Genomic DNA, 18,382 nt, shown 5'->3' on the forward strand with positions numbered 1-18,382 from the left:
CGACATGACCACCCTGCCCGCCCTCGGCACGCACGTCGTGGTCGTGGGCGCCGGCATGGTCGCGCACCGCTTCGTCGAGAGCCTCCTGAGCCGCGCCGACGAGCGCTGGCACGTGACGCTCATCGGCGAGGAGGACCGGCATCCGTACGACCGGGTCGGGCTCACCGGATTCTTCGCCGGCGCGTCGACCGACGACCTCACGCTCGAGCGCTCGTTCTTCGACGACGCCCGCCTGCGCTTCCTGCGCGGCGACGCGGTCGTGCGGATCGACCGTTCCGCACGACGCGTGACCACGAAGTCGGGCCTGAGCGTCGGCTACGACCGGCTCGTCCTCGCGACGGGGTCGTACGCGGCGCGCTTGGCGGTCGACGGCTTCGGGCTCGACGGCTGCTTCGTCTACCGCACGCTCGACGACGTCGAACGGCTCGAAGCGTTCGTGCAGCAGCGCTCGGCTCAGCTGGGCCGTCGCCTGACGGGTACCGTCATCGGCGGTGGACTGCTGGGGCTGGAGGCCGCGGGCGCCCTGCAGGGCCTCGATGTCGACTGCACCGTCGTGCAGTCGTCGGACCGTCTCATGTCTGCCCAGCTGGACCTGCCCGCCGGCGACGCCCTGCGCCGGCTGATCGAGTCGCGGGGCATCGGCGTCAAGACGGAGGCCGTCACGACCCGCCTCGACCCCGACCGCACCGGCCAGGTGACCGGCCTGGAGTTCCGCGACGGATCGTACGCGCGCACCGACGTGGTCGTGTTCACCGTCGGCGTGCGGCCACGGGACGAGCTCGCCCGCGGCGCGGAGCTCGACGTCCACCCGCGCGGCGGCGTACTCATCGACGCCGGGTGCCAGACCTCGGACCCCCGCGTCCTCGCGATCGGCGAGGTCGCGAACTACGACGGCCAGTGCGTCGGGCTCGTCGCGCCGGGCTATGCCATGGCCGAGGTCGCGGCGACGCGGCTGCTCGGGGGCGAGGCATCCTTTCCCGGCTACGATCTGTCGACCAAGCTCAAGCTCTCGGGCGTCGACGTGGCGAGCTTCGGCGACGCGTTCGCCGAGACGCCCGGCGCCCTCGACGTCGTCTACGCCGATCCGGTGGCCGGCGTCTACAAGAAGCTCGTGCTGTCGGACGACGCGAAGACGCTGCTCGGCGGCATCCTGGTCGGCGACGCGTCAGCCTACGGTTCGCTGCGCCCACTCGTCGGCGGCGCGCTCGGCGGGGACCCTGCGGCCTACCTGATGCCCGAGGGGGGCGTGACGGCGCCGACCGGCGACCTGCCGGACGACGCGCTCGTCTGCTCGTGCAACAGCGTGAGCGCCGGTCGCATCCGCCACGCGGTGCACGAAGAGGGCTGCACCGACGTCGCGGGCATCAAGGAGTGCACGAAGGCCGGCGCCGCGTGCGGATCCTGCGTGACGATGGTGAAGAAGCTCGTCGCCACCGAGCTCACGAAGGCCGGGGCCACGGTCAGCGATGCGCTGTGCGAGCACTTCGACCTGTCGCGGCGGCAGCTGTTCGACGCGGTCCGGGTGTCGGGCCTGACCACGTTCAGCGCGGTCATCGAACGGTTCGGCGTCGGCCGCGGCTGCGACATCTGCAAGCCGGCGCTGGCCAGCATCCTCTCGACGCTCGTCGGCGGACACGTCCTCGACGGCGAGAACGCGACGCTGCAGGACACCAACGACCACGTGATGGCGAACCTGCAGAAGGATGGCAGCTACTCGGTCGTGCCGCGCATCCCGGGGGGCGAGATCACCCCCGAGGGACTGCTCGTCATCGGCCAGGTCGCGCAGGACTTCGGGCTGTACACGAAGATCACCGGCGGTCAGCGCATCGACATGTTCGGCGCACGCCTGGAGCAGCTCCCCGAGATCTGGAAGCGACTCGTGGACGCCGGATTCGAATCCGGTCACGCGTACGGCAAGTCGCTGCGCACAGTGAAGTCCTGCGTCGGCTCGACCTGGTGCCGCTACGGCGTGCAGGACTCGGTCGGCATGGCGGTGCGTCTGGAGCTGCGCTACCGCGGGCTCCGCTCGCCGCACAAGCTGAAGCTCGGGGTGTCGGGATGCGCCCGCGAGTGCGCCGAGGCGCGCGGCAAGGACGTCGGCGTCATCGCCACCGAGGCCGGCTGGAACATGTACGTGGGCGGCAACGGCGGCTTCACGCCGCGCCACGCCGTACTGCTGGCGGAAGGGCTCAGCGACGAGGAGCTGCTCACCGCGATCGACCGCTTCTTGATGTACTACATCTTCACCGCCGACCGCCTGCAGCGCACGGCGCCGTGGTTCGAGGACCTCGACGGCGGAATCGAGGGCCTGCGCGAGGTGATCTTCGACGACAGCCTGGGCATCTGCGCCGACCTCGACGCCGCGATGGCCTCGCACATCGGCTCGTACGAGGACGAGTGGGCCGCGACGCTCCACGACCCCGAGAAGCTCCGCCGCTTCGCCTCGTTCGTCAACGCCCCGACCACGCCCGATCCCTCGCTCGCCTATGTCGCCGAACGCGGTCAGCCCCGCCCCGCCACCGTTGCGGAGCGCGAGGCCGAACGCGCCGACGGCGGCGTCCTCATCGCCGGAACGACCCTGGAGGTGCGCCGATGACCCTGATCGAGCAGCAGACGACCGCGGAGCCGCCGACCGGGGCGCCGCCCGGCTGGGTGCCCGTGTGCGCCCTCGCGGACCTCGAGGTCGAGCGGGGACGGGCGGCGCTCCTCGGCGGCACGCAGATCGCGCTGTTCCTCACGAGAGGTGCGGACGGACGAGACGGACGGGTCTACGCGGTGTCGAACTTCGACCCCTTCAGCCGGGCGAACGTCATCTCGCGCGGGATCGTCGGCACGCGCCAGGACGCCCCGACCGTCGCCTCCCCGATGTTCAAGCAGGTGTTCGACCTGCGCACCGGGATCTGCCTCGACGCGCAGGGCAAGGACCCCGTCAACCTCCACGTGTGGCCCACGGCGGTGGACGACGGGGGCATCGTGCTCGTCCGATGCGACGACCCCGTCGGCGACGGAGGCGCACCGTGACCGGCCGCGTGCACCTCATCGGCGGTGGGCCGGGTCCGCTGGACCTGCTGACGCTGCGCGCCTGGCGCCTGCTCACCGCCGCGGACGTCGTCGTCATGGATCGGCTCGGGCCGACCGACATCCGCGGCGAGCTGCGCCCCGACGCCGAGGTGATCGACGTGGGCAAGCGCCCCGGCCACCACCCCGTGCCCCAGGACGAGATCAACGCCCTGCTGGTCGACCGGGCGCGCGAGGGCAAGCAGGTCGTGCGGCTCAAGGGCGGCGACCCGTTCGTGTTCGGTCGCGGCGGCGAAGAGGTGACGGCGTGCCTGGCCGCCGGCATCCCCGTCGACGTCATACCGGGCGTGACCAGCGCCGTCGCCGTCCCCCAGGCCGCCGGCATCCCGGTCACCCATCGCGGGGTCGCGACTGCCGTGCACATCGTCCACGGGCAGACCACGGTCACCGAATCGACCCTCGCCGCCCTGCGCGACCCGGAGGTCACGACCGTCATCCTGATGGGCGTGAGCGCGATCCCGCGCATCGTCGCCGACGCGCTGCGCGCCGGGGTCGACGTCGACCGGCCGGTCGCCATCGTGGAGCGGGGCCACCATCTCGACCAGCGCACGACGCGCACTACCCTCGGTAGAGCGGTGCTGGATGCCGGGCGCACCGGCATCCGCAATCCCGCGGTCATCGTCGTCGGCGATGTCGCCCGCGCCGAACTGCTGCTCCCCGCGCATGAGATGACAGGTGACACCGTCCGTTGAGCTCCACCACCCGCCCCACCCTCTCGGCCGCGCTCGACGGCTGCACCGTCGTCATCGCGGTCGATCGGCGATCCTCCGAGCTCGCCGCAGCGCTCGAACGCCACGGCGCGGTCGTGCGCCACGCCCCGGCGCTCACGATCGTGCCGCACATCGATGACGAAGCGCTGATCGCCGCGACGCGGACCCTGATCACGGCGCCGCCCGACATCGTGGTCGCCACAACAGGTGTCGGGTTCCGCGGGTGGATGGAAGCGGCCGACGAAGCCGGTCTCGCCGACGAGCTGCACGCCGCGCTGGCGTCGGCGCGGATCGTCGCCCGCGGGCCCAAGGCACGCGGGGCGATCCAGCAGGCCGGGTTCAGCGCCGACTGGGTCGCGGAGTCCGAGACCTCGGCCGAGCTCGGCGAGTACCTGCTCGCCGAAGGCGTCGCCGGCCGGCGCGTCGCCGTGCAGCACCACGGCTCGGGTGCGGACGGGCTCGATGAACTGCTCGGGGATGCCGGCGGTGACGTCGTGAGCCTCACCGTCTACCGCTGGGGACCACCGCCGGACCCCGCCGTGGTGGCCCGCTCGGTGGTATCCGCCGCACAGGGCGAGGTCGACGCGGTGCTCTTCACGTCGGCGCCGGGCGCCGCGGAGTGGATGGCCGCTGCGGCCCGCGAGGGCGCGCTCGACGCGATCGTCGACCGCGCCGGGCGCGGTCGTCTGCTGCTCGCGGCCGTCGGGCCGATCACGGCCGGTCCGCTGCAGGACGCCGGTGTCGAGCCGCTCATCGCCGAGCGCGGACGCCTGGGCGCGCTGGTGCGCGCCGTCGTCTCCCACTTCGGGGGCGGTCACGCCGACGCGCTGGACACGGGGTCGGGGCGCCTGGAGCTGCGCAGCTCCGGGGTCGTGCTCGACGGCCGCCACATCCCGCTGTCGCGCACCGGTACCGACCTCATGGCCGCACTCTTCGACGCCGCCGGCGGCGTCGTGTCGCGGCAGCGGCTGCAGACCGTGCTGCCGCGGTCGGGCGAGAGCACGCACGCCGTCGAGATGGCGGTGGCACGGCTGCGCGAAGCACTCGGCACGCCGGATCTCGTGAAGACCGTCGTCAAGCGGGGCTACCGCATCGACGTCATCGACCCCGCCTGACCGCGGGGACGGCGCCCAGCGGGGCGCTCAGTCCGTCGCGGCGGCGCCGTCAAGCAGGTCCGGCCGGTGGGCGCGGGTGCGCTCCAGGCTCTGCTCGCGTCGCCAGGCGGCGATCGCGCCGTGATTGCCGCTGAGCAGCACGGGCGGCACCTCCAGGCCGCGCCATTCGGCGGGCTTGGTGTAGCTCGGGTACTCCAGCATCCCGAGCTCGTGGGATTCCTCGACGAGGCTCTCGGGGTTGCCGACGACGCCGGGGATCAGGCGCGACACGGCCTCGATGACGGCCATCGCCGCGACCTCGCCGCCGTTGAGCACGTAGTCTCCCAGGCTCACCAGCCGCACGCGGCCGCGCGCGGCGTAGTGGTCGACGACGCGCTGGTCGATGCCCTCATAGCGGCCGCAGGCGAACACCAGGTGCTGCTCCTCGGCGAGCTCGCGTGCGAGGGGCTGCGAGAACAGCTCGCCGGCGGGCGACGGCACCAGCAGGACGGCATCCTCGCTCAGCACCGCGTCCAGCGCTTCGCCCCAGGGCTCGGGCTTCATGACCATGCCGGCGCCGCCGCCGTAGGGCGTGTCATCGACGGTGCGGTGCCGGTCGTGCGTCCAGTCGCGCAGGTCGTGGACGTGCATGTCGAGGATGCCGCGGTCCCTGGCCTTGCCGATCAGCGAGACGCCGAGCACGTCGAAGAACGTCGGGAAGATCGTGACGATGTCGACGCGCATGCTTCGAGTCTAGAAGGAGCGCGTGTTACCGACGTGTGACGGCATCCCCACCTCCCTCCTGCGGACGGGGTGATCGAGAAGTGACCGAGAGGTAACCGCCCGGCACGACGGCCCGAAACACCCGTTTCCTAGCGTGGAGGCACACTCACCCGCAGTGCCTGTTCACAGGGAGGCGCCATGACCACGACCGTGACCCCGTCGACGACGGATGCCGCATCTCCGCCCCTCGCCGCGCCACCGGGTGCCATCACCCGCCGCGCGGGAAGGTGGATCGACGGCTGGAATGCCGAGGACCCCGAGTTCTGGCGCACCCAGGGCCGCGCCATCGCGCGGCGCAACCTGGGCTGGTCGATCTTCGCTGAATTCCTCGGCTTCATCATCTGGCAGCTGTGGAGCATCGTCGTCGTGATGCTGCCGGCGGCCGGCTTCGATCTCACCAGCTCGCAGTCGTTCTGGCTCATCTCGCTGCCGAGCCTGGTGGGCGCCACCTTGAGGTTCCCGTACACGTTCATGGTCGCGATCTTCGGCGGCCGCAACTGGACGATCGTGTCGGCGGGTCTGCTGCTGATCCCTGCGGTGCTGCTCGGCGTCGTCGTCTCGAACCCCGATACGCCCTTCGGCGTGCTGCTGCTGGTCGCGGCGCTGGGCGGCGTGGGCGGCGGCAACTTCGCGAGCTCAATGGCGAACATCACCTACTTCTTCCCGCAGAAGGAGAAGGGCTGGGCGCTGGGGCTCAACGCCGCGGGCGGCAACCTCGGCACGTCGGTCGCGCAGTTCGCGGTGCCCATCGTCGTGACCATCGGCGCCGGGGCGACGCTCAACATCTCGCTGGCGGGCTGGATGTGGATCCCCCTCATCCTCGTGGCGATGTTCGGCGCGTGGCGGTACATGGACAACCTGTCCTCCGCCAAGGCGGACTTCACCGGCTCCGCGGCGGCCCTGCGCGAGCCGCACCTGTGGATCATGGCGGTGCTGTACATCGGCACCTTCGGCTCGTTCATCGGCTTCGCGAGCGTGTTCCCGAAGCTCATCGCCGACCAGTTCCCCGCGTTCTCGACCATCCAGGTCGGCCAGGCCGCCGTGTCGCTGGCCTTCCTCGGCGCGCTCGTCGGGTCGCTCGCCCGCCCTTACGGCGGACGCCTCGCCGATCGCTTCGGCGGTGCGCGGGTGACGGTCTGCGCGTTCGCCGTGATGGCGCTCGGCGCCCTCACGCTGGTGTGGACCATGCCGTTGCGCAGCTTCGCCGTCTTCCTCGCGTGCTTCCTCGTGCTGTTCGCCGCGACGGGTATGGGCAACGGCTCGACATACCGCATGATCCCCAGCATCTTCGCCGCACGCACGCTCGCACGCGGCATCGAGCCGGGATCGGACGCGGCGCTGAGCATGCAGCGCAAGTCGGCGGCCGCCCTCGGCCTCATCGCCGCGATCGGCGCATACGGCGGGTTCCTCGTGCCTCAGGTGCTCAACGCCTCCCAGCTCGCGACCGGCGGCTACACCGCCGCTTTCATCGGCTTCGTGGCGGCGTACGTCGCACTGCTGCTGGTGACGCTGCTGGTCTACGTGATCCCGCGCGCGTCGCTCGCGAAGCAGCGCATCTGACGCCACCACCCGGACGGAGTGGATGCCTCGGCCCGAGGCATCCACTCCGTTCTCGCATGCGCGGACTCCCCTGCATGTCCCGATCTCGCTCACAACGCCCCGGCGCGTGCAGTGGGGATCGGGACACGACGGCGCGGAGTCGGGACATGCACGGCCGCCGTCGACGAGCGGGACGCGAGACGGCGGAGCGCGCGTCAGTACACGTCGCGCACGTAGCGGGCGCCGGCAGCGAGCGTGCGCAGGTACTCCCCCGCGGCCTCCTCGCCCAGGCCGCCGTGCTGCTGCGCGATCGTGGCGAGCGTCGCCTCGACGTCCTTGGCCATGCGGGCGGCGTCGCCGCACACGTAGACGTGCGCGCCGTCCTCCAGCCAGCGCCACAACCGGGCGCCGTGCTCGAGCATGCGGTCCTGCACGTAGACCTTCTGTCGCTGGTCCCGCGAGAACGCGAGATCCAGGCGGGTCAGGAACCCGTCGTCGTGCATCCCGACGAGCTCGTCGCGGTAGTAGAAGTCGCTCGCGGCGTGCTGCTCGCCGAAGAACAGCCAGTTGCGCCCGGTGTGGCCGTCGGCGCGCCGGTCGTGCAGGAACGCACGGAACGGCGCCACACCGGTGCCTGGGCCGATCATGATCATCGGCGTATCGGGCGCGGCCGGCGGCCGGAACGCCGGCGTCCGCTGCAGGTACACCGGCGCTGCCGGCGACTCGCCGTCGGCGAGGAACGTCGAGCAGACGCCGCCGCGCGCGCGGCCCGTCTCGGTCTCGAAGCGCACGACCGAGACCGTGAGCTCCACCGTGTCGGGGTCCGCCTTGGGACTCGACGAGATGGAGTATTGGCGCGGCTGCAGGCGCTTGAGCACACCCGCCCACTCCTCCGCCGATGCGCTCACAGGGAAGTCGCGTACGAGGTCGATCGCCTGCTGGCTCCACAGGAACTGGTCGAGGCGGCTCTTGTTCTCGCGCCGCAACAAGGTCGCCAGCCCGCTGTCACCGCTGCGATCCGCGACGAACCTTACGAGGTCCAGCGGGGTCTTCGTGATGTCCAGGCGCGTGCGCAGGGCATCGGCGAACGTGCGCTCCTCGCCGTCGAGCTCGACCACGGCGCTCGGCGCGATCCCGGTGGCATCCAGCCACTCGGCGACCACGGCGCCGGAGTTCGCGCACACGACGCCCAGCGAATCGCCGGCCTCGTACGCGGCGCCGGTGTCGGCCAGATCGAACGCGAACCGGCGCACCTCCTTCTGCGACCCCGGCCCGCTCAGCAGGTCGTTGCGCACCAGCCTGGTGTGGACCGGGTTGGCACGTGTGAACAGACGCTTGGCCGGTGCCGGCGCCGCACCCCCGACGATCGGAGAAGCGGATGCCGCACCCCCGGCGCCGACGCCGGCCCCGGTGTCGGCGAGCGTCGCCAGGATCTGGCTCAGCCACGCCTCACGCGGCGCGTCGGCATCCGGTTCGAGGTCGACGCGCTCCAGGATCGGGGTCGCCCCGAGCTCACCGAGCCGTTCGTCGAGTCGCCGGCCGTGGCCGCAGAAGTCGTCGTAGTTCGAGTCGCCCATCGCGAGCACCGCGTACTGCAGGCCCGACAGCTCCGGCGCGCCGTCGGCGATGAGGTCGTGCCACAGCGAGGCGGCGTTGTCGGGCGGCCCACCGTCACCGAACGTCGAGGTCACCACGAGCAGCCGCCGCACCTCGGTGAGGTCGGCCGCCCGCAGTTCGGCCATGCTCCGTGCACGGGCAGGGATGCCTCGTGCGCCCAGAGCGGCAGTGGCGGCCGCCGCGAACTCCTCGGCGTTGCCGGTCTGCGAGCCCCACAGCACGACCACCTCGTCGGCGGCCGAGGCTCCGGCCGCCGGCATCCCTCCTCCCGCCGCTGTGCGCGAGAAGGCGCCGGCGAGCACGCCGTCGAACCAGCCGCGTACGAGGGGGCCGAGCGGGGCCTCGGGCGGCAGCACCGGCACCTGACCCGGAGCGAGGACGACCGACCGCACCATCGACAGGAAGCCGGCGAGGTAGGCGCCCTCGATGTCGGTGAGCTCCGGCGGCGTCAGCGCGACACCCGCTCCCCTCAGTGCGGCTTCGACCTCGGCGCTGTCGTCGGCGGCGGCCGGTGCGGGCCCCACGCGGCGCAGCGACACGGCGGCGTACTTGAACTCGGGCTGTGCCGACAGCGGGTCGACCGCGTCGCTGGTGACCGCGTTCACGGTGACGTACTCGCCGTGCTCGTCGTTCCAGTGGAACGGCGCGAACAGCCCGCCGGGCTGGACCCGGTCGGTGAGCACGGCGGGAACGACGAACCGGCCGCGCCGCGAGGCCACCTCGACCTGGTCGCCGTCGGCGATGCCGTGCAGCTCCGCGTCGACGGGATGCACCTCGACGAACGGTCCCGGGTGCAGCTTCGCGAGCTTTGCCACCCGGCCGGTCTTGGTCAGCGTGTGCCAGTGGTGCGGCAGCCGCCCGGTGTTGAGCACCCAGGGGTAGTCGTCGTCGGGCAGCTCGGCCGGGTCCAGGTGCGGCCGCGCGAGGAACTGCGCCCGGCGAGACGGCGTCGCGAACGCCAGCTGCGGCACGCTGCCGTCGGCCTCGACGTGGAGCGTCTGGCTCACACCGTCGTTGAGATACCGGATCGGATGCCGCGTCCCGGTGTCATCCGGAGGGGCCGGCCACTGCACGGGCGCCTGTCGCAGTCGCTCGTACGTCGCGCCGCGCAGATCCCAGCCGGTCCGCGGGTTCCAGAATCCGCGGATCTCGTCGAAGACCTCTTCGCTCGAGGCGAAGTCGAAGCCCTCGAAGCCCATCGCTCGGGCGATCTGGCAGATCGTCAGCCAATCGGGCTGCGCCTCGCCCGGCGCCGGCAGCACCTCCTGCACGAGGGTCATCGTCCGGTCGCTGCTGACGCTGACCCCGTCGGACTCCACCCACAGGGTCGCCGGCAGCACGACGTCGGCGTAGGCCGACGTCGCGGTCTCGCCGTACACGTCCTGCACGACCACGAGCTCGGCGGTCTCGAGCGCCTCGATCACGGTGCGACGGTTGGCGACGGACGCGACCGGGTTGCTGCAGATGATCCAGACGGCCTTGATCTCGCCGTCCGCTGTCCGCCGGAACAGGTCGATGGTGCCCGCGCCGGACTCCGCGCGGATCGAGCCGGGCTCGATGCCCCAGCGCTCCTCGACGAACGCGCGGTCGTCTGCGTCGAACACGGCGCGCTGGCCCGGAAGCCCCGGGCCCATGTAGCCCATCTCACGGCCGCCCATCGCGTTCGGCTGGCCGGTGAGCGAGAACGGCCCGCTGCCGGGACGGCAGATCGCACCGGTCGCCAGATGGAGGTTGCAGATCGCGTTGGTCGCCCACGTGCCGTGCGTGGACTGGTTGAGACCCATCGTCCACAGTGTCATCCACTCGCCGGCTTCGCCGATCCAGCGGGCCGCGGTGCGGATGTCGTCCTCCGCGAGACCGGTGAGCTCGGCCACCCGCGCCGGGGCATAGTCAGCGAGCAGCTCGGGCATGCGCTCCCAGCCCTCGGTGTGCGCAGCGATGAACGCCTCGTCGATGTCACCCGCCTCGACCAGCAGGTGCAGCAGTCCGTTCAGCAGCGCCAGGTCGGTGCCGGGCCGGATCTGCAGGAACAGGTCGGCGCGATCGGCGGTCGTGGTGCGCCGCGGGTCGACGACGATCAGCCGCGCGCCCTGCTTGAGACGGTCGGCCATGCGCAGGAAGAGGATCGGATGGCAGTCGGCGGCGTTGGAGCCGATCACGAAGAACAGGTCCGCGCGGTCGAAGTCCTCGTACGACCCCGGCGGGCCGTCGGCACCCAGCGACTGCTTGTAGCCGGTTCCCGCCGAAGCCATGCACAGGCGCGAGTTCGACTCGATGTGGATGCCGCGCAGGTACCCCTTCACGAGCTTGTTCGAGAGGTACTGCGCCTCCATGCTCATCTGCCCCGACACGTACAGCGCGACGGCGTCCGGACCGTGCTCGTCGACGATCGCACGCAGCCGGGCGGCGGTGTCGGCGACGGCATCCGCGACCGCCGCAGGCACGGCGGGCTCGCCGCGCGCGGGCCGCACGAGCGCCGTGGCCAGGCGTCCGGGCGCCTGCATCAGCTCGGCGTGCGTCGCACCCTTGGTGCACAGCCGCCCGGCGTTCGTCGGGTGCTCGCGGTCGCCGGCGACCTTGGTCAGGACGATCGGATGCCCCACGTCGGGGTGCGAGGCGGTGACGGCGATGCCGCAGCCGACCCCGCAGTACGAGCACACGGTCTTGACCGCGGTGCTCTCCCGGCTGCCGGCATCACCCATGCCATCCAGGCTCCGGCACCGAGGTTCCAGGCCGTGTCCCACCGTGTTTCCCGCAGATCACATCTGCTGCACGGGCGGGTGGGAGTGCGTGTGAGAGGGTCAGTCCTGGTCGGGCGACTCGTCGTCGCCCGTGCCGGCGCGCTTGTCGTCGGCGGGGTCCTCGGGAAGCTCTTCGAACAGCCCGGCCGGGGGCGTCACGACGACGCGGCCGCCCGCGATGTCGACCTCGGGCACGATGGCCTTCACGAACGGCACCAGCACCTCGTCGTCGCCGACGCGCACGATGAGCAGGTCCTGCGCGGGCAGGTGCTCGACGCGTGCCACGCGGCCGACCACGGAGCCCTCGCGGACGACGTCCAGGCCCACGAGCTGGTGGTCGAACCAGGCATCCTCCTCGACGGGGGCGGACTCGGCGTCCTCGTCGATCCAGAGGATCGCGCGGATCAGCTCCTCGGCGGCGTCGCGATCCTCGACTCCCTCGAAGAAGGCGACGGGGTGGCTGTTCATCCAGCGGAAGTCGCGGACCGTCAGCGGCTTGCCGTGCCACGGCGAGGATGCCGGCACCTGCAGCGTGAAGGTCGCGCCGGGGACGAAGCGCCCGTCCGGATCATCCGTGTACAGCTCCAGCTTGATCGCGCCCTTGAGGCCATGCGCCTTCACGAGGCGGCCGACCCGGAGCTGCGTCTTGCCGGTGGGGGGAACTGCGTTCACGGGCTTGCGGGCGTCCTCGCCCGATCCCGTGGTGTCTTCGCCTGCCACCTCAGTCGTCCGCCACGTCGACGCGCACGCGGCGGCCGTCGGCGAGGGCAGTGATGAGGGTGCGCAGGGCTTTGGCCGTGCGGCCGCCACGCCCGATCACGCGACCCCGGTCTTCGGGGTGGACGTGCACCTCGAGCACGTCGCCGCGAGGCGACGTGGACGAGTCGATGCGGACGTCGTCCGGGTGATCGACGATCCCCTTGACGACGTGTTCGAGCGCGGCGGCGAGCAACGGATTACTCGGCGGACTCGGCGTCGGCCGCGTCGGTCGCCTCGTCGGCGGGAGCCTCGGCGGGCTCCTCGACCTTCTTCTCAGCCTTGGGCTTGATGACCGACTTCTTCGAGGCGTCGACCTCGAACGCAGCCTTGTCCTCACGGGTCTTCACGGTCGAGACCGCGTTCTTGTCACCCTTGAACTGGCCCCAGTCTCCGGTCAGCTTGAGGATGGCGAGCACCTGCTCGGTCGGCTGCGCGCCGACGCTCAGCCAGTACTGCGCACGCTCGGAGTCGACCTCGATGAACGAGGGCTCCTCGGTGGGGTGGTACTTGCCGATCTCCTCGATGACACGACCGTCGCGCTTGGTGCGCGAGTCGGCCACGACGATGCGGTAGTAAGGCGCACGGATCTTGCCCAGGCGCTTGAGACGAATCTTGACAGCCACGATTCTCCTGAATGTGTGGAAGTGGACGAACTGATCGCCTGGAGCGTGGGGTGCACACCCGGCGGAAGCTCAGAGGAGGAACAGCACGCTGGATAGAGGGTCGAGCGCATGTTCCGACCCTCTATTGTGCCAGACAGGACGCCTCAGAACGAACCGAACGAACGCGGGCGGACATTACAGAGTATGAGCGACGAAGACGCCGACGACTGGAGGGCGCTGACCGACGGCGACCCTCGCGGGCTCGCGCGGCTGTTCGACCGCCACGAGGCACGCCTGTTCCGGCAGGCGGCGCGACTGCTCACCGTGCGGGAGGACGCGAAGGATGCCGTCCTGATCGCGTTCTTCGAACTCTGGCGCCGTCGCGCGTCGGTCCGGCTGGTCGACGGCTCGCCGCTGCCGTGGCTGCTGAACACCGTGTCGAACACGGCGCGCAATCTGGAGCGATCCGGACGCCGCTACCGCGCGCTGCTCGGACGCATCGACCAACCGCCGCTGCCTGAGAGCCCCGCCCCCTCCGACGAGACCGGTGTGCTCGCCGCCCTGCGGCGCCTGCCGGAGAAGGAGCAGAGCGTCGTCGTGCTGACCGTGATGCAGGGCTATCGCGAGAGCGAAGCAGCCGTCGCACTGGGAATCCCGATCGGCACGGTCAAATCGCGGATGTCGCGCGCCAGGTCACGGCTGCGCGAAGAGCTGGCGCAGATGGAAGTGCTGCCGTGAACGATCACCTGTCCCCGCACGAGCACGACGACATGCGCGACCTGCTGCTGGCCGGCACGCAGCGCATCCGGCCCGCCGCGCGGCGTCGCACCTGGATCGCCGCGGGCACGGCCGCGATCCTCGTCGCCGCGGTCGTGGGAGGCGTCGCGGTGACCGCGCAGCTCGGGTCGCGACACGAGGCGCCTCCCGCCGCACCGACCCCGAGCCTGACGCCCGAGGTGATCATCCCGTTCGACGCATCGCGGGCTCCGGAGGAGTCGCCGCCCGCCGAGGCCCCGGGTGTCGGCGAGAAGATCTGGACGCCGCACGGCGATGTGGTCCGACTGCCCGCCGTCTCGCCGCCCGCCGTCGGCACCCGCATCACCCTCCCCGCGGATCAGGTCCTCACCATCCGCGCCTTGCTGGGCACCGGGGTCTGGCTCGACGACAACGGATTCGACGGCGCCACCGCACAGGGCTACCAGAGCGTGTGGCGCGTGCATCCGTGGACGGCCGACCGCAGCGACGGCAGCGGCACCTGCCTGTTCATCCGGGCGGACTACGGCGGCGGTGGCTGGTCGGAGGCGGTGTGCCCCGCCGCCGGCGCGCCCGCGGTCATCGAACGCCGGGTGGACGGCGAGCTCCTCCGCTTCACGATCGATGGGGATGCCGTCGACGTCTACGCCGTGCCCGAGTGAAGGCCGGCCACGCCGCGACATCGTTCGTCACCGAACCGGTCGGGTTGCCGCATCCGCGTGCCAGACTGTGCGCATGACGGTGCCTTTCGCGACGTCGGCCCGCTCGTCGGTCGGGCTGGAATGGGAGCTGATGCTCGCGGATGCCGCCACGGGCGACCTGATCCCGCAGGCGCCGCCGCTGCTGGCCGCTCTCGAAGAGGATTCGTCGCTGGAGCGGTACACGGTCACCGGCGAGCTGCTGACCAACACGGTCGAGGTGACCAGCGGCATCGGCGGCACTGTCGCGGCCGCGGTCGACGACATCGCCGACGCCATCGCGGCGGTGCGCACCTACACCGACGCGCATGGCGTCGATCTGCTGTGCGCGGGAAGCCACCCGTTCGCCCAGTGGTACGACCAGAGCGTCACCGACAAGACCCGGTACCACAAGCTCATCGAGCGGACCCAGTGGTGGGGACGCAACATGATGATCTGGGGCATCCACGTGCACGTCGGCGTCGAGGACGTCAACAAGGTCTTCCCGATCATCAACGCCCTGGCCGTGTACCTGCCGCACCTGCAGGCGCTGTCGGCCTCGAGCCCCTTCTGGGCGGGCGAGCGCACCGGCTACGCGTCGAATCGCGCGCTCGTGTTCCAGCAGCTGCCGACGGCCGGACTCCCCTGGCCGCTGCACGACTGGAGCGAGTTCGAGGGCTACCTCGACGACCTGATCGGCACCGGCGTCATGGCCGACGCGAGCGAAGTGCGGTGGGACATCCGGCCCGCGCCCCGCTGGGGCACGATCGAGGTCCGCGCGTGCGACGGCATGTCGACGCTCCCCGAGCTCGCGGCGGTCGCCGCGCTCGTGCAGGTGCTCGTCGAGCACTTCTCGCGCCGCCTCGACGAAGGCCTGCCGCTGGAGACGATCCAGCCGTGGTTCATCCGCGAGAACAAGTGGCGCGCCGCCCGCTACGGGCTCGATGCGCGCGTGATCGTCGATCACCTCGGCACCCAGCGCCCGGTGTCCGAGCACCTGCGCGAGACGCTCGACGAGCTCCGCGATATCGCGGTCGAGCTCAAATGCGCGCGGGAGCTCGCCGGGATAGAGACGATCCTGACCGACGGCGCCAGCTACTCTCGCCAGCTCGCCGTCGCGGACGCTGCCGACGGCGACCTGCGAGAGGTGGTGCGGCACCTGGTCGGCGAGTTCCGCTCAGGGCCGACCCTGCGCGATCACCTCGCGAGCCTGGGTCATTGAACTGACGGATGCCGGGGCCCTGGCATCCGTCCCTCTCACCGCGGTCAGCCGCGGCCGAGCATCTTCTGCAGTTCGGCGAGGTCGGCCTCGGTGGGCGCGCCCTTCGCTCCGCCGCCCAGCCCGAAGCCCGAGCCCGTCGGCGTCTGCGGCGCCTCGGCCGCGATGCCGGCGTTCTCGGCGGCGCGCTTGGCGGGGTTGCCCGAGCGCGAGCCCTTGGCCTTCTGCTGCTTGCCGCGCTTGGACGATGCACCGGGGCGCCCGGCGCCCGGGATCGGCCCCATGCCGGGGATGTTCGGCACACCGCCGCGGGCGACGGTCTTCATCATCTTCGCGGCCTGGTCGAACCGCTGCACGAGCTGGTTGACGTCGGTGACGGTCATGCCCGAGCCGCGCGCGATGCGCAGGCGGCGCGAGCCGTTGAGCAGCTTCGTGTTGCGGCGCTCGGCGGGCGTCATCGAGCGGATGATGGCCTCGGTGCGGTCGATCTCACGCTCGTCGAAGTCGTCGAGCTGCTGCTTCATCGAGCCCATGCCCGGGAGCATCCCGAGCATCTTCTTCATCGAGCCCATCTTGCGCATCTGCTGCATCTGCCCGAGGAAGTCCTCGAGCGTGAACTGCTCGGTCGCGAGCTTCTCGGCGACCTTGAGCGCCTCCTCCTCGTCGAAGGCCTGCTGGGCCTGCTCGATGAGGGTGAGGATGTCGCCGAGGTCGAGGATGCGCGACGCCATGCGGTCGGGGTGGAACGCCTCGAGGTCGTCGAGTCCCTCACCGGTAGACGCGAAGATGATGGGGCGGCCGGTGACCGAGGCGACCGACAGCGCGGCGCCACCGCGCGCGTCGCCGTCGAGCTTCGAGAGCACGACGCCGGTGAAGTCGACCCCGTCCTGGAAGGCCTTGGCCGTGTTGACGGCATCCTGACCGATCATCGCGTCGATGACGAACAGGACCTCGTCGGGATCGGTCGCCTTGCGGATGTCGGCGGCCTGCTTCATGAGCTCGGCGTCGACGCCGAGACGGCCGGCGGTGTCGATGATGACGATGTCGTGCTGCTTCTGCTTGGCGTACTCGACGCCGTCGCGCGACACCTTGACCGGATCGCCCACGCCGTTGCCCGGCTCGGGGGCATAGATGGCGGCACCGGCGCGCTCGGCGACGACCTGCAGCTGGTTCACGGCGTTCGGGCGCTGGAGGTCGGCGGCGATGAGGAGCGGCGTGTGCCCGTCCTTCGCGAGCTGGCGCGACAGCTTGCCGGCGAAGGTCGTCTTGCCCGAGCCCTGCAGGCCCGCGAGCATGATGACTGTCGGCGGGTTCTTCGCGAACTGGAGCCGGCGCTGCTCGCCGCCGAGGATCGCGACGAGCTCCTCGTTGACGATCTGCACGACCTGCTGGGCCGGGTTCAGCGCCCGGTTGACCTCGTCGCCGAGGGCGCGCTCGCGCACCTTGGCGGTGAACTCCTTGACGACGGGCAGCGCCACGTCGGCGTCGAGCAGCGCGCGCCGGATCTCGCGGACCGTGCCGTCGACGTCCGCGGGCGTGAGCTTGCCCTTGGTGCGGAGGTTGCGGAAGGTCTCGGTGAGCCGGTCGGAGAGTGTGCCGAAAGTCGCCATGATGCCCCGATTCTACCGGCGACGGATGCCGCTCCCAGCCGTTGCTCAGAGACGGGGCGCCACGGCGTCCGCACCGAGCGCGACGCGCAGTGCGTCCTTGGCCTTCGCGTACCGTCCGCGAGCGGTGGATGCCGGCACCCCGAGCACCCCGGCGGCCTCCGCGATCGTGAACCGTTCCCAGTGCACCAGGCGCACGAGCTCCGCCAGATCGGGATCGAGACGGGCGATCGCGTCCCGGATCTCGGCCCCCTCGTCGGCGGCCGGCGAGGGGGCGCCCGTTGCGACGGCCAGACGGATGCGATCGGCCAGGGCCCAGCGACGCCGCTCCCCACGCGCATGGTTGAGCACCGTCCCCCGCGCGATGCCGAACAGCCACATGCGAGCGCGCTCGGGCTCGATCGGCAGCTCGCGCACCCGCCGCCACGCCACCACCATCGTCTCGCCCAGCAGGTCCGGTGCGTCGTCCAATCCGACGCGTCGCTGCAGATACGAGAGCAGATCGGCGGATGCCGCGCCCAGCGCCGCGGTGAGACGCACGTCGTCGCGGCTCATCGGTCGCCGCCTTCGCCGCCCCAGTCCTCGTCCTCGCAGTGCACCTGGCTGTGCGCATCCGAGCCCGCGAGCGCGGCGGAATCGTAGCCGTGCGCCGTCAGCTCCTCGTACAGGGCGTCACCGAGCGCCTGCTCATGCGCCGTCCAGGCGTTCAGATCCGCCAGCCGCGGGTCGGTGATCTCGTCACCGGCGGCGGCCTGGGCGGCCTGGTCCGCCTTCAGCTGCGCCAGGTGCCTGCCGACGTACGGCGCCGCGGCAGCCTCGACATCGGTGTTCTCGAACCACTCGTCGATGACGCGGTTGACGTCCGCCTGGATCAGCAGGTTGTGCGTGTCGTATCCGCTGAAGCGGATCTCGCACTGACCCCACGTCGGCGCCGTGTAGATGTAGCTGCGGTCCGGGTTCTCCAGCCCCGCACTCCACGGCCAGTCTCCGCTTGCGGTGGCCACCCCCGCTCCGCCGAGGAGCAGCACCGTGAGCGCGCCCGCGGCGATTCCGATGCTGCGGCGGCGACGCGGCCTCGCCCGCCGCGACGCGTCGTGGATCATCGACCGCAGTCCGGCGGGGTCCGCGGCGCGCGTCGCGGGGGCCGAGCGGTCGAGCAATTCGTCGAGCAGATCGGGGGTCATGGTGCCTCCAGTGTCGGGG

16 protein-coding genes are annotated in these 18,382 nt (G+C 71.3%); 8 read left to right on the forward strand and 8 right to left on the reverse strand.

The window, feature by feature from the left end; genetic code table 11:
- Window positions 1-4: 4 nt before the first annotated feature.
- The 4 genes from nirB to ABEA46_RS06505 are packed head-to-tail and all read left to right on the forward strand — an operon-like array spanning window position 5 to window position 4,903.
- On the forward strand, window positions 5-2,596 hold the full coding sequence (nirB, locus tag ABEA46_RS06490; protein WP_345543560.1) for a nitrite reductase large subunit NirB: 2,592 nt from the start codon (window positions 5-7) through the stop codon (window positions 2,594-2,596).
- Complete coding sequence (gene nirD / locus ABEA46_RS06495; protein ID WP_345543561.1) at window positions 2,593-3,021, forward strand: nitrite reductase small subunit NirD; 429 nt, start codon at window positions 2,593-2,595, stop codon at window positions 3,019-3,021. The genes nirB and nirD overlap by 4 nt, the downstream gene beginning before the upstream one ends.
- Entirely contained in the window at window positions 3,018-3,770 is a 753-nt protein-coding gene (gene cobA / locus ABEA46_RS06500; RefSeq protein WP_345543562.1) for a uroporphyrinogen-III C-methyltransferase, read from the forward strand. Before nirD ends, cobA begins: the two co-directional genes overlap by 4 nt.
- Window positions 3,767-4,903: a uroporphyrinogen-III synthase gene (locus ABEA46_RS06505; RefSeq protein ID WP_345543563.1), complete on the forward strand. Its 1,137-nt coding sequence runs from the start codon at window positions 3,767-3,769 to the stop codon at window positions 4,901-4,903. The genes cobA and ABEA46_RS06505 overlap by 4 nt, the downstream gene beginning before the upstream one ends.
- A gap of 27 nt (window positions 4,904-4,930) precedes the next feature.
- Here the strand turns inward: ABEA46_RS06505 and trmD are convergent, their stop codons facing one another.
- The gene (trmD, locus tag ABEA46_RS06510) at window positions 4,931-5,626 is read right to left on the reverse strand and encodes a tRNA (guanosine(37)-N1)-methyltransferase TrmD (RefSeq protein WP_345543564.1); all 696 of its coding nucleotides are present in this window, start codon (window positions 5,624-5,626) and stop codon (window positions 4,931-4,933) included.
- Between the two features lie 177 nt (window positions 5,627-5,803).
- Between trmD and ABEA46_RS06515 the strand changes: the two genes are divergently transcribed.
- Window positions 5,804-7,225, forward strand: a complete 1,422-nt coding sequence (locus tag ABEA46_RS06515) for an MFS transporter (protein ID WP_345543565.1) — start codon at window positions 5,804-5,806, stop codon at window positions 7,223-7,225.
- A 194-nt stretch (window positions 7,226-7,419) separates the two neighbouring features.
- On the opposite strand, the gene ABEA46_RS06520 is transcribed toward ABEA46_RS06515, so the two are convergent.
- The 4 genes from ABEA46_RS06520 to rpsP all read right to left on the reverse strand — a co-directional run bounded on the left by ABEA46_RS06520 (window position 7,420) and on the right by rpsP (window position 12,944).
- On the reverse strand, window positions 7,420-11,523 hold the full coding sequence (locus ABEA46_RS06520) for a bifunctional nitrate reductase/sulfite reductase flavoprotein subunit alpha (protein ID WP_345543566.1): 4,104 nt from the start codon (window positions 11,521-11,523) through the stop codon (window positions 7,420-7,422).
- A 99-nt stretch (window positions 11,524-11,622) separates the two neighbouring features.
- Window positions 11,623-12,234 carry a ribosome maturation factor RimM gene (gene rimM / locus ABEA46_RS06525; RefSeq protein ID WP_345543567.1) on the reverse strand — a complete coding sequence of 204 codons (612 nt, stop codon included), beginning with the start codon at window positions 12,232-12,234 and terminating at the stop codon, window positions 11,623-11,625.
- Between the two features lie 49 nt (window positions 12,235-12,283).
- Entirely contained in the window at window positions 12,284-12,514 is a 231-nt protein-coding gene (locus ABEA46_RS06530) for an RNA-binding protein (protein WP_109210617.1), read from the reverse strand.
- A 4-nt stretch (window positions 12,515-12,518) separates the two neighbouring features.
- Window positions 12,519-12,944 carry a 30S ribosomal protein S16 gene (gene rpsP, locus ABEA46_RS06535; protein WP_345543568.1) on the reverse strand — a complete coding sequence of 142 codons (426 nt, stop codon included), beginning with the start codon at window positions 12,942-12,944 and terminating at the stop codon, window positions 12,519-12,521.
- A 183-nt stretch (window positions 12,945-13,127) separates the two neighbouring features.
- Between rpsP and ABEA46_RS06540 the strand changes: the two genes are divergently transcribed.
- The 3 genes from ABEA46_RS06540 (at window position 13,128) to ABEA46_RS06550 (ending at window position 15,575) form a co-directional block, all read left to right on the forward strand.
- Window positions 13,128-13,661 (forward strand): RNA polymerase sigma factor, encoded by a 534-nt coding sequence (locus ABEA46_RS06540; RefSeq protein WP_345543569.1) that lies wholly within the window; start codon window positions 13,128-13,130, stop codon window positions 13,659-13,661.
- Window positions 13,658-14,338, forward strand: coding sequence for a hypothetical protein (locus tag ABEA46_RS06545; RefSeq protein ID WP_345543570.1), 681 nt, complete (start codon window positions 13,658-13,660; stop codon window positions 14,336-14,338). Before ABEA46_RS06540 ends, ABEA46_RS06545 begins: the two co-directional genes overlap by 4 nt.
- A 73-nt stretch (window positions 14,339-14,411) precedes the next feature.
- Complete coding sequence (locus ABEA46_RS06550) at window positions 14,412-15,575, forward strand: glutamate--cysteine ligase (protein ID WP_345543571.1); 1,164 nt, start codon at window positions 14,412-14,414, stop codon at window positions 15,573-15,575.
- A gap of 44 nt (window positions 15,576-15,619) precedes the next feature.
- Here the strand turns inward: ABEA46_RS06550 and ffh are convergent, their stop codons facing one another.
- From ffh to ABEA46_RS06565, 3 genes are read right to left on the reverse strand one after another with little or no spacing between them, the layout of a single operon-like run.
- Complete coding sequence (gene ffh / locus ABEA46_RS06555) at window positions 15,620-17,182, reverse strand: signal recognition particle protein (protein WP_345543572.1); 1,563 nt, start codon at window positions 17,180-17,182, stop codon at window positions 15,620-15,622.
- A 45-nt stretch (window positions 17,183-17,227) separates the two neighbouring features.
- Window positions 17,228-17,734, reverse strand: coding sequence for an RNA polymerase sigma factor (locus ABEA46_RS06560; RefSeq protein ID WP_345543573.1), 507 nt, complete (start codon window positions 17,732-17,734; stop codon window positions 17,228-17,230).
- Window positions 17,731-18,363 (reverse strand): hypothetical protein, encoded by a 633-nt coding sequence (locus ABEA46_RS06565; protein WP_345543574.1) that lies wholly within the window; start codon window positions 18,361-18,363, stop codon window positions 17,731-17,733. The genes ABEA46_RS06560 and ABEA46_RS06565 overlap by 4 nt, the downstream gene beginning before the upstream one ends.
- Between the last annotated feature and the right edge of the window lie 19 nt (window positions 18,364-18,382).

It is taken from the genome of Microbacterium jejuense, from assembly GCF_039544225.1.
Lineage (GTDB): Bacteria > Actinomycetota > Actinomycetes > Actinomycetales > Microbacteriaceae > Microbacterium > Microbacterium jejuense.

Excerpts from the sequence above, each read along its gene's own strand:
- nirB (WP_345543560.1), top strand. The coding sequence starts at position 5 with ATGACCACCCTGCCCGCCCTCGGCACGCACGTCGTGGTCGTGGGCGCC.
- nirD (WP_345543561.1), top strand. The coding sequence starts at position 2,593 with ATGACCCTGATCGAGCAGCAGACGACCGCGGAGCCGCCGACCGGGGCG.
- trmD (WP_345543564.1), bottom strand. The coding sequence starts at position 5,626 with ATGCGCGTCGACATCGTCACGATCTTCCCGACGTTCTTCGACGTGCTC.
- ABEA46_RS06515 (WP_345543565.1), top strand. The coding sequence starts at position 5,804 with ATGACCACGACCGTGACCCCGTCGACGACGGATGCCGCATCTCCGCCC.
- ABEA46_RS06520 (WP_345543566.1), bottom strand. The coding sequence starts at position 11,523 with ATGGGTGATGCCGGCAGCCGGGAGAGCACCGCGGTCAAGACCGTGTGC.
- ABEA46_RS06540 (WP_345543569.1), top strand. The coding sequence starts at position 13,128 with ATGAGCGACGAAGACGCCGACGACTGGAGGGCGCTGACCGACGGCGAC.
- ABEA46_RS06550 (WP_345543571.1), top strand. The coding sequence starts at position 14,412 with ATGACGGTGCCTTTCGCGACGTCGGCCCGCTCGTCGGTCGGGCTGGAA.
- ffh (WP_345543572.1), bottom strand. The coding sequence starts at position 17,182 with ATGGCGACTTTCGGCACACTCTCCGACCGGCTCACCGAGACCTTCCGC.
- ABEA46_RS06560 (WP_345543573.1), bottom strand. The coding sequence starts at position 17,734 with ATGAGCCGCGACGACGTGCGTCTCACCGCGGCGCTGGGCGCGGCATCC.
- ABEA46_RS06565 (WP_345543574.1), bottom strand. The coding sequence starts at position 18,363 with ATGACCCCCGATCTGCTCGACGAATTGCTCGACCGCTCGGCCCCCGCG.